The sequence below is a fragment of the Mesorhizobium sp. WSM4813 genome (assembly GCF_055811555.1).
Map to the genome: position 1 here is coordinate 1 of NZ_JBVVQU010000102.1, position 10,718 is coordinate 10,718.

Sequence of the window (10,718 nt, forward strand, 5' to 3'; positions counted from 1 at the left end):
TATATCGGGCGGCCGAGCAAATGGGGAAATCCCTTCGTCATCGGCCGCGATGGTTCACGCGAGGAGGTCATCGAGACGTATCGCGCGTGGCTTGCGTCGCAACCCGAGTTGCTCGACGCGCTCGACGAACTCCGCGGCCGCGATCTGGTCTGCTGGTGCGCGCCGCGGGGTGCCACGGCGACGTGCTGATAGATCTCGCGAACCAGGCCTGACCTCTTCGGCCCGGTCACGCCGAGGGGCCATTTCTGCATGCCGAGCGCCAAACTTGGGTCGATAGCCGCGGCGCCGCTTGGCGCGCAATAGTTCCAGGAAAAGGCCCACGGCCTCGCCCTCGTCATCGAAGGAATGCTGGACCATGCGGCCGGTCGTTCCGATCCGACCCCATCGGCGCACGAGGCAGGTCTGCCCGAACAACGTCCCTTCGATCGACAGCGCATAGAACCGGGCCATGTTCCGACTCGCGTCCTTGCGTTCGATATAGAGGCGATACCAGGCGGAGCCCGCCGTCCAATGACAGCTTTGAATCACTGAACCCGGATCGATTCATTCTCGTGATGGGTCGTTGGACCGGAGCTCGAGCCTAGGCAGGACCACGCAAGCTATCTTGCGAACTGGCTCGAAATTCTCAGCAACGAGAAGCGCTTCATCTTCGCCGCGGCAGCGCAGGCGCAGCGGGCGGCTCAATTACCTGCATGAGCTTCAGCGGAGGGCGACACAGGTCACGGACTAAACGTGCGGCTTCGGAGGAGCAACATGATTTGGCAGCAAGTGATTGCGCCTTATCTGGCTACGGCGACGGCGGTTTTTCTACTGCTCGGCAACAGAAACTCTTGAATTTGATCCAGCTTTCACCAACTTTTTTGCTGGGCGCGTCACCCGGCGATACAGACGGCGGGACATATACAGCTCCCCTTCGTGCACTTCGGAGGATCTGGCTTTGAGCGCGGGATTCTGTAAGAGATGGATTGTTGTCAAGGACGCCTGAGATGCGCCGGGATTATCGCAACTGGGATACTGTGATGCTTTGGTCGGGTATCGGGTTCATTCTGATCCTATGGTCCACGCCGATTCTCAAGGCCCTAGCCGAATGATTGAGAAAAGGGCGGCTCTTGGCCGCCCTCCTATGTCGAATTTGTATTTTCAGAAGCAGCCGCACTTCGCCGATCCGCATCCCGCCCCGGATGGCAACGAACTGCGAGCGCTTCCGCGCGTGACTCCACGCTGGCCGCGCAGACGGAATCGTCGATAAACTGCTCGCAATCTTTGCCTGCCATCTCGCATCCTCTTCCTTGCGCGTTAGCTTTACCGGGGCCGGGTGGTACTCGCCTTACTATTGGTCTGTTGGCATCCGCATTCCGATGTCGTGCCGAAGGCTCGATCTGAAAACGAACGCTCTGAAATCGCAGCAAAAGAGGTGAAGAGTGGGCCATCGCCGAAAACAAACTCCCGGTCCTAGAGTGTACCTGCTTGACAGCGAAGCCTTGAGGCAGCAGCGCACGCTAAACGGGCTTCATTCGGTCATCATTCTCATCGGCCTTATGGCACTCGCGGCATGGACAGGGTACGTGATCAGCGGGTCGGACGGCATCGTTCTCGGCCTCATCCTGTCCGGTATCGCCCTCCTGGTCGGCTCCACCTCCGGCGGCGCCCTGTTCCGGCAGGCCTATGGGGCCATCGTCGTGGACCGGCACAGCGACCCTGGACTCGTCATGCTGATCGCAGAGCTCGCGCGCCGCGCCGGCCTCCCTCGCGCGCCTACCCTCCACCTGCTGCCGTCGCCCGTCCTGCAGGCCATGGCTGCCGGCGACCGGCAAGATCCCGCAATCGCCGTCACGAGCGGTCTGCTCCAGACGCTCCCGCCGCGGGAACTCGCTGCTGTTCTCGCGCACGAGATCGCCCATATCCGCCACGGCGACATCTTCATCATGCGGCTCGCGGCGACGGCTGGAGCCATGACGCAGGTGATGTCAAGCGCCGGCTTGTTCCTGCTTTTCGCGCTGCTGCCGGTGCTCTGGGCGACTGGCGAGTTTCTGTCGCCCTTCGGCATTCTGCTCCTGACCTTTTCGCCCACTGTCAGCGATCTTCTGCAGCTCTCGCTTTCAAGGCGGCGGGAGTTCCTGGCCGACGCAGGGGCCGTGGAGCTCACGGGCGATCCGCAGGCACTGGCCCTTGCCCTGCGACGGATCGAAGCCATACAGGGAGATGATTGGGAGCGTTTCGACTCGCGCGGGGCACGGTGGCCGCACTGGTTCCGGACGCATCCGAGCACAGCCGAGCGCATCGCGCGCCTGGCGGAACTCGTCTCGCCCGTTCGGCCTGATCTTCCGCTTGCGAACCGGACGGCCTATCTCGACTCGCTCGCCGGACGCGGCGATCGGTCCTGGCGGCAGAATCTCATGCGCCCGTTCGTATAGGAGGGCAAAGCGTTGGCTTCCCGCGAAACGACGCCTAGAGAGATGGAGTCGCGAAAAAGAAGACAGGTCGTGCGTGGAACTTCTCTTAGGCCGTTGCTCGGCTCGGACGTGTTTGTATGCCGGAAGACCAGCAGCGCGGAGGCTATGCTGGCCCCCGCGCTACATCCCTTCAGCGCTGTTGAGGGCGCGCTCGCGCGAGCGGCTTCGCTACCGCCGACCTACACCACGCGGTAGGACACGACCGTAAGGAGGCTGTAGTGAGTGACAATTTCCCCAGATGACGCACGGTCGACACCGATGGCTTACGTGGATGCCTCATGCTGCCGGGAAACGGCACAATGAACCTTTTAACTGTCCAGGCAAGCAGTGCGACGCCGATGGCGTAGGAAACCAGAACAACCGCCAACGCCGCCCAAAGCGTGGGTCTGCCAAAGCGGCCACTCGCTGAGAGGTTGCTTCATGCCGGTGAACGAACACGCCTGGTGTTCCGTGCGGGCAATAAAGCCGGCGCCCCTGGAGGGAGAGGACGCGGGCCGATCGGTGCATCGGGCCGATCGCCACGTGCAATACTCGCGAGGCCGGCACACACCGCGTCCGCAAAAGTATTGGAACCGTTACAGGGATTGCGCATTACAACCGTAGCGGTCGATCCCTTGCCAGGATATAGCCGCGAAAGTGCTCCTCAAAGGCCCGCCGCGGTCCCCTCCCGCGGCGGGCTTTCTTGTATCGGGCTCCTCTTCGGTTTGCCACATTGCAGTAGGACGATCGCATTGAGCCTTAAGTCGTTGCTACCGAGTGCCTTCGCATCTCGTGCGCCGCGCTTTCCCGCTGGTTTGTCCTCGATCTGTCGGTACAGGCGCTTTGTTGGCGAGCGGTTAGGCCGCACTTGCCGAGCCGGCGGCTGGCGCATTGTCGGAAGCCTTCGCTCTCGACAGCGCCTCCTGAAGCCGAGCTTCCTGTTCGGGTGAGAGTGAGGAGCGGATGATGCGCCCTTTGAACCGGGAGAGCTCGTTCACGACCTTTTCCGGCTGTGCCTTGCGCACCAGGAGGAAGAGCGCGGAACTGTCCGATCTAAGCGTATCACCGATAGAGCGGATGAAGTCGTCATTAATGCCGTAGTCGAACAGGCTGCCCGAGAGAGCGCCGGTCCCTGCGCCAATCACGCCGCCGACGGCCAGACCGAGGACCGGGTTCAGGAACAGTAGGCCTACGAGCGAGCCCCACATCGCCCCCCAGAGTCCTCCCGATGCTACACCGGTCCCGACCAGGTTAACGCTCTGCTTGATGCGGACCTGACCATCCGGGCCGCGGACCGCCACGACGGCATCTTCTAGATCGATCAGGTATTCCTTCTGGAGACGGGTGAGTTCCGTCAACACGCGATCGGCCTCGTACGGGTCATCGAAGCCTACGACCACAAGTTCAGCCATTCATGCCTCCTGTGTCAGATGCGGATGTATTCCAGCAGCCAGATAGTGAAACCTACAAGGCCAGATACTGTTCCCGAAAACCCCTGGCGTTGCTGTTGCAAGCTGCTCGGAGGCATTCTCTCGGGCCCGCGGCAACTGTTGATCGGGCCAGGCGTGGGAATAAAACAGGCGCGGGAACAATACGTGCGTCATGGGCATTCGAGGAGATCACACCGAGAGGAGGCGAAGCATGGCAAACGGAATCTGCGATGTCTGCGGGGCCCGTCCCGCGACGGTTCAGGCGCAGGTGGTCTGGAACGGCCAACGCCGAACCATGGAATTGTGCGAAGTTGATTATCGTCGGCTGGCGCGAAGCCAAAGTCGCGCCAGCTCGCCGCTAGAGTCGCTTTTCGGTCGCGGCCGCAGCGGCAGCCTGTTTGAGGAGTTCTTCGGCGACGACTTCTTAGGCAACCCGTTCGGCGGCCGAGGGGGTCCATCAGGGAAAGCGCCTGGCGCCGAGGATCAAACCGGCACCGCCATCCCCATCCGCTCCACCCGAGGTCGCGGGGGAGCCGCCAGGGGAATCGGCGAGCGGTTGAGCGACCACGCCGAGGAGCTTCTCCAAGCAGCGGCACGCCGGGCCACCGATGTCAGCCGCAACGAGGTTGACACCGAGCACCTCCTTTATGCCTTGACCGACAGCGATGTCGTGCGAACCATCCTGGAGCAGTTCAAGGTCTCAGTCGATGACTTGCGCAACCAGCTCGAAGGAGAGGGCCAGCGCGGGGAAGGCCGTCCCGAAAGGGATGCCGCCGAGATCGGCGTGAGCCCGCGCCTGAAAGATGCCCTGTCGCGCGCTTTCCGGGCATCTGCAGAGTTCGGCCATTCCTATGTCGGCCCGGAGCATCTCCTGATCGGCCTCGCCGAAGAGGGCGAGGGCATCGCGGCCGACGTCCTGCGCCGCTATGGGCTCACACCCCAAGCCATTCGTCAGCAGGTGACCAAGGTCGTTGGGCGCGGCGCCGAGGAGGGCCGGGTCGACACGCCGACTAACACACCGAACCTTGACAAATACGCCCGCGACCTGACAAAACTCGCCCGCGAGGACAAGCTTGATCCAGTGATCGGCCGCGCCAAAGAGATCGAGACCACCATCGAGGTGCTCGCCCGGCGCAAGAAGAACAATCCCGTGCTGATCGGCGAGCCGGGCGTCGGCAAGACCGCCATCGTTGAGGGGCTTGCGCAGCGGATCGTCGCTGGCGAGGTGCCGGAAGCGTTGCGCGACAAGCGCCTCGTCGAGCTCTCCGTAAACTCCATGGTGGCAGGCTCCAAATATCGCGGCGAGTTCGAAGAGCGCGTCCAGCAGATCCTGAAGGAGGTCACGGACCGCGACGATGAACTGGTCCTGTTCATCGACGAGATCCACACGATCGTCGGTGCCGGCCAGGGCGGCGGCGAAGGCGGGCTCGACATCGCCAATGTGTTCAAGCCGGCGCTCGCTCGCGGCGAGCTGAACCTGATCGGCGCGACGACGCTCAACGAGTATCAGAAGCACATTGAGAAGGATGCGGCTCTTGAGCGGCGGTTCCAGCCGGTTCTCGTGCCGGAGCCGACGGTCGCCCAGACAATCATGATCCTTCGGGGCCTGCGCGACACGCTGGAAGCCCATCACAAGGTTACGATCACCGACGAGGCAATCTTGTCCGCGGCGGAGCTGTCCGATCGCTTCATCACCGGCCGCTTCCTCCCGGACAAGGCGATCGACTTGATCGATCAGGCGGCCGCGCGGGTGAAGATCTCCGCGACGGCGCGGCCGGTGGACGTGCAGGAGCTCGAGGCCGAGGTGCGCCAGCTTAAGCGTGAGCAGGACTACGCCGCCTCGCGCAAGCAATTCGACCGGGCATCGGAGCTGCGAGCCAGCACGATACGAAGGACAAGGAGCTGGAGCAAGCCACCGAGCGCTGGCGGCGCGAACGCGGCTCAGCGTCCGCCGAGGTCCGGACGGAGCACATTGCGCAGGTGGTCTCCAAACTGACCGGCGTGCCAGTGAACGAGCTGACGACCGAGGAGCGCCAGCGGCTGGTGAACATGGAGGAGCGGCTCCACGAGCGGGTGATCGGACAGGACGAAGCGGTGAAGGCGGTGAGCGATGCCGTGCGACTCGCCCGAGCGGGCCTGCGCGAGGGCCGCCGTCCGGTTGCCACGTTCCTGTTCCTCGGACCGACCGGCGTCGGCAAGACCGAGCTCGCCAAGGCGCTCGCCGAGACGGTGTTCGGCGACGAGGACGCTATGATCCGCATCGACATGTCGGAATACATGGAGCGCCATGCCGTCGCCCGCCTGATCGGTGCGCCTCCCGGCTATGTAGGCTACGAGGAGGGCGGTCAGCTCACCGAGCGGGTGCGTCGGCGCCCCTACAGCGTCATTTTGCTCGACGAGATCGAGAAGGCCCATCCGGACGTCTACAATGTGCTGTTGCAGGTCTTCGACGACGGGCGGCTCACCGACGGCAAGGGACGGGTGGTGGACTTCACCAACACTATCCTGATCGCCACGAGCAATCTCGGCTCGGACATCATCCAGCGCAACCTGCGCCAGCGCGGGACGGCGGCGGACGACCAGGCCAAGGTGAAGCGCGAGCTGATGGACGTCCTGCGCGGTCATTTCCGGCCCGAATTCCTTAACCGGATCGACGAGATCATCGTTTTCCACGCGCTCGGCCGGACCGAAATCCGCTCCATCGTCGAGCTTCAGCTCGAGCGCGTCAGGCGGACCGCGCATGGCCAGGGAATCGAGCTGATCGTCGACCAGTCGTTGATTAAGCATCTGGCTGCAGCCGGCTTCCGTCCGGAATTCGGGGCGCGCGAGCTGCGCCGTCTGATCCGCTCGGAGCTCGAAACGCGGCTCGCCAGCGCGATGCTTGCCAATGAGATCCACGAGGGCGACCGGGTGCTGGCCCGCTGGGACGCAGACCAGCAGAAGGTCGCCATTGAGCAGCAGGCCAAGACGGACCAGGCGCCAATCGCATCTGAGCAAGATCAGGCCGGGACGAGCGCGGGTTCCAGGACGCCCTCGGGAGAGGACAAGCCGGCGGCGGCCGAATAAGCACGGCCCCTCCCCATAGCGCGGAGCTTCGCCGGGGCGAGGAGGCACCGATCGGCTCGTCGCCTTCTTCCTTTCGGCGCAAGTGCGCACGACGTGGCCGTACGGTCTGGCCTGGGCTTGTCGGAACTGGCGACAAGTCAATCGGATAGGCCGCGGCCATCTAGTTTCTGAACAATCGCCGAAATTCAAAAAGGCGTGCCCGAGTAGGAGATGCCAATGCCACACCACCCGACCGAGCTCATCGCAATGCTGGCTCTGGGCGTGGTGTTCGCGTTCGCCGGTGGGCTTGCCGCTCAGCGTCTGCGCCTGCCGCCTCTCTTGGGCTATCTGATGGCCGGCGTCGCCATTGGGCCCTATACGCCTGGCTTCACCGGCGATCTGGATCTCGCCGGCCAGATAGCCGAACTCGGCGTCATCCTCCTGATGTTCGGAATTGGTCTCCATTTCTCGCTTCAGGATCTCCTAGCCGTCCGCCGGATCGCCGTCCCCGGTGCAATCGCGCAGATCGTCACGGCCACTGCGATCGGTTCCCTCCTTGCATGGGCGTGGCACTGGGGCCCCGGTGCCGGCCTGGTGTTCGGCCTGACGCTCTCCGTCGCCAGCACTGTCGTCATGCTACGCGCCCTGGATGAGCGCAACATGCTCGACACGGCCAATGGCCGGATCGCAGTCGGGTGGCTGGTGGTCGAGGACCTCGCAATGGTCCTGGCGCTTGTCCTGTTGCCTGCCGTGGCTGTGTCGCTGGGTGAAACAGCACAGCCTGGGCAGATCGGAGTCGGCGCCCTCATTCGCGATCTCCTACTCACGCTGGTGAAGGTGTCCGCCTTTGTGGCTGTGGTTCTGCTCGTCGGCCGGCGTGCCGTGCCATGGCTGCTCCGCCAGGCAGCGCACGCGGGGTCGCGAGAGCTCTTCACGCTGGCGGTTCTCGCAATTGCCCTAGGAATAGCTTACGGGTCGGCGACACTGTTTGGCGTTTCTTTTGCGCTCGGCGCCTTCTTCGCCGGTGTGGTGCTCAGCGAATCCGACCTGAGCCATCAAGCAGCGACGGAATCGCTTCCGCTGCAGGACGCCTTTGCCGTCCTGTTCTTCGTATCCGTGGGAATGCTGTTCGATCCCTCGATCCTCGTGCGGGAGCCGTTGTCGGTCCTAGCGGTGGTCTTGGTGATCATGCTGGGCAAGTCGCTTGCCGCCGCGGCGATCGTCCTTGCTCTCGGCTATCCCGTTGGAACGGCTCTCGCCGTCTCCGCGAGTCTCGCGCAGATCGGGGAGTTCTCGTTCATCCTTGCAGGTCTAGGCGTGGGGCTGGGATTGTTGCCGCCGGAAGGTCGGGATCTGATCCTTGCTGGGGCCCTCTTGTCGATCAGCCTGAATCCGGCTGCCTTCACCATTGCGACGCGCCTCGAAAGGCGGCTGGCCAGCCGACCAGGTTCCGCACGGCCCGGCGAGGAATCTCGGGCGCAGCTTTTGTCTGCCATCCTGATCGAGCAGCCCCGATGCACCCTTACCGATCACACGGTCATCGTCGGATCCGGTCGTGTGGGTAGCACAGTGGCCGAAGCGATGCGGCGGGCTTGTGTTCCTTACATTTTGATCGATCGCGATAACAGGAGAGTTGGCAAACTGCGAAGCGCCGGCGAAACAGTGATCTTCGGGGACGCGGCCGCGCCTGACGTTCTCGAAGCGGCATGCGCCGACCGGGCGCGGATGATCGTCATCACGGCGTCGGACGGATACGAGGCGCGCCGGGTGCTGGAGCGCGCCCGCGAGGTAAACCCGAGCGGCACGGTTTTGGTGCGCGCCCAGAACGATACGGACCGCGCCCACCTCGAGGCGCACGGCGCCAGTCGCGCTATCGCGGCCGAGCCTGAGTTGGCGCTGAGCATGGCCGAGGATGCACTCGTCCGTCTAGGCGTCGCCGGAGACAGGGCATCGGGCGTGCTCGAGCAGCTACGGCGGAAACAGCCCTCCGCAAAAGACGAGCTCCCGGAAACCACCGAACCGGTGCACGGCGCACCGGAACTGCGCCCGCACCAAGCGCCGTGACCACGGCGGACAATCCGGGAAAATCCGATTTTATAGCCCTTTATCGAGGCTCATCCCGCTGCATAGAACGGATGTCGGCTGCAAGATCGTTGCACTCTGCGCTCGCAGCATGCGAAACTGCCTGCTCCAGGGCTTGGTTCCAGACTGCACGTGCGACGCGATCCGTTTTGAGCAACTCCTGAACATCGACTGCACCGATCCGAAGCGGCACCCATCCGGGCGGATCGCTCGCCGGAAAGGACTCCAGGCTTGCCTCGTAGACGGGATCGTCGACAAACTGCTCGCTATCTTTTCCTGCCATCTCGCATCCTCTTCTTGTGCGTTAGCTTAACAAGGGCCGGATGTTCCTCGCCTTACCTACGGGTCCGTTGCATCTGCTCGGATCGGCAATGGTGCGACCCGATTTCTATGCTGCGCGCTCATCGTTGGGATCCCTTTCGGTGCCAAACGTCTTAACCTGCGTCCCACTCCAAAGTTCCCCTTTTGAAAGCTCAGACGAGCGGAAAAACCAGCTGAACCCCTTCAGGAGGAACAACCGACGATCAGGCGGGTTAGGCTGCCGGCAAGAAATCGGAGCTAACCAATGAGAGAGCAAAGATGCACTTGGTAAGCCGCGCGCCGGCATGCGCGACAGTTCGGACAGCATCAAGGCAACGTCGAGAGTGGTTACGCCACATTGCGCGCGGCGGCCGTAATGTTCCGCGGCACGAATAAGTCAACAGCAGCCGCCATGCTGCTTGGCGCCGGGTTGGCTGGCCTGGCGTTGTATAACGGCGCTCGCGCCAAGCGCGCGCTTTTATCGTATGCGCCGGGGCGCTTCGTCAAGGCTGCAGGGGAACGCCTCCACGTCCTTGAACAGGGCGACCGAATGCCGTTGATCCTGCTGCGCGGAAACGGCTCGTCGGCCGAGGATTTCAAAACCAGCGGTATCTTCGACGGGGCGGCTAGGAGATACCGGGTACTCGCCTTTGACCGGCCGGGCTTCGGCAGGAGCACGCGACCGCGAGGCATGTGGACGGCGGCCGCGCAAGCCGATCTCATTCATGCCGCCCTCGCGCAGCTTGGGATCGAAAGATACCTGGTCCTGGGCCATTCCTGGGGCGCGTCGGTGGCTCTCCAGCTTGCGCGGCGTCATCGCGCCTCGGTCGCCGGCATGGTGCTTGTTTCCGGCTACTATCATCCACGGCCGCGCCTGGGCCTCGCACTGGCGGCGCTGCCGGCCTTGCCTGTCGCCGGTGGTGTTGTCCGCCACACTTTGCTGCCGCTGTTTGTGCGGCTTACCTGGCCGCTGGCCATGGCCAAGATATTCCGCCCCGGCATAGTCTCTGCAGAGTTTGCTTCATCGGCAAAGGACGTCGCCAGCCGGCCCTCGCAGCTGCACTCGATCGCTGCGGAGTCGGCATTGATGCTGGCCGCGGCACTGGCCGGCGGCCGTTCCGCCCGGTACAAGGACCTGTCGCTGCCCACCGGTATTGTTGCCGGCGCTGGCGACCAGCTGTTCGATGCCCAGGCCGAGGCAGTTCGACTGCAAGCCGAAATTCACGGTTCCTTTGTCGATATCATCCCGCAAGCCGGCCACATGGTGCACCACGCCGCACCCCAAGCCGTTCTCGCCATGGTCGACAAGGTCGCCGCTGCGGGCGGCGGGGACCCTGCATGATCTATGGGCGGGTCAGCTATCAGGATGCTGCGATCCATTCCGGCAACCTCTATCCTCTATCGCTTCGACGGCTGGGTGCAGCCCGCC

General features: G+C 63.5%; 8 protein-coding genes and 2 pseudogenes. 7 read left to right on the forward strand and 3 right to left on the reverse strand.

Features of this window, described 5'->3' with window-relative positions; genetic code table 11:
* On the forward strand, positions 1 to 189 hold a 189-nt coding region (locus tag AC0L25_RS31470), incomplete at its 5' end, for a DUF4326 domain-containing protein (protein ID WP_473599032.1).
* Positions 190 to 240: 51 nt separating this feature from the next.
* Here the strand turns inward: AC0L25_RS31470 and AC0L25_RS31475 are convergent.
* Positions 241 to 450, reverse strand: a pseudogene (locus AC0L25_RS31475) (WGR domain-containing protein); the annotation flags it as partial.
* 117 nt (positions 451 to 567) lie between these two features.
* Between AC0L25_RS31475 and AC0L25_RS31480 the strand changes: the two are divergent.
* Positions 568 to 730, forward strand: a pseudogene (locus AC0L25_RS31480) (zincin-like metallopeptidase domain-containing protein); the annotation flags it as partial.
* A gap of 727 nt (positions 731 to 1,457) precedes the next feature.
* Positions 1,458 to 2,414, forward strand: a complete 957-nt coding sequence (locus tag AC0L25_RS31485) for a zinc metalloprotease HtpX (RefSeq protein ID WP_473599033.1) — start codon at positions 1,458 to 1,460, stop codon at positions 2,412 to 2,414.
* A gap of 875 nt (positions 2,415 to 3,289) precedes the next feature.
* Here the strand turns inward: AC0L25_RS31485 and AC0L25_RS31490 are convergent.
* Positions 3,290 to 3,844 carry a DUF1269 domain-containing protein gene (locus AC0L25_RS31490; protein ID WP_473599034.1) on the reverse strand — a complete coding sequence of 185 codons (555 nt, stop codon included), beginning with the start codon at positions 3,842 to 3,844 and terminating at the stop codon, positions 3,290 to 3,292.
* Positions 3,845 to 4,073: 229 nt separating this feature from the next.
* Between AC0L25_RS31490 and AC0L25_RS31495 the strand changes: the two genes are divergently transcribed.
* The 3 genes from AC0L25_RS31495 to AC0L25_RS31505 all read left to right on the forward strand — a co-directional run bounded on the left by AC0L25_RS31495 (position 4,074) and on the right by AC0L25_RS31505 (position 8,971).
* Complete coding sequence (locus tag AC0L25_RS31495; RefSeq protein WP_473599035.1) at positions 4,074 to 5,858, forward strand: Clp protease N-terminal domain-containing protein; 1,785 nt, start codon at positions 4,074 to 4,076, stop codon at positions 5,856 to 5,858.
* Positions 5,843 to 6,928 (forward strand): AAA family ATPase, encoded by a 1,086-nt coding sequence (locus AC0L25_RS31500; protein ID WP_473599036.1) that lies wholly within the window; start codon positions 5,843 to 5,845, stop codon positions 6,926 to 6,928. Before AC0L25_RS31495 ends, AC0L25_RS31500 begins: the two co-directional genes overlap by 16 nt.
* A gap of 216 nt (positions 6,929 to 7,144) precedes the next feature.
* Complete coding sequence (locus AC0L25_RS31505; protein ID WP_473599037.1) at positions 7,145 to 8,971, forward strand: cation:proton antiporter domain-containing protein; 1,827 nt, start codon at positions 7,145 to 7,147, stop codon at positions 8,969 to 8,971.
* 40 nt (positions 8,972 to 9,011) lie between these two features.
* On the opposite strand, the gene AC0L25_RS31510 is transcribed toward AC0L25_RS31505, so the two are convergent.
* A complete protein-coding gene (locus AC0L25_RS31510; RefSeq protein WP_473599038.1) occupies positions 9,012 to 9,272 on the reverse strand; it encodes a hypothetical protein in 261 nt (86 codons plus the stop codon).
* 393 nt (positions 9,273 to 9,665) lie between these two features.
* On the opposite strand from AC0L25_RS31510, the gene AC0L25_RS31515 reads away from it, so the two are divergent.
* Positions 9,666 to 10,631, forward strand: coding sequence for an alpha/beta fold hydrolase (locus tag AC0L25_RS31515; RefSeq protein ID WP_473599039.1), 966 nt, complete (start codon positions 9,666 to 9,668; stop codon positions 10,629 to 10,631).
* The last annotated feature ends 87 nt before the right edge of the window (positions 10,632 to 10,718 follow it).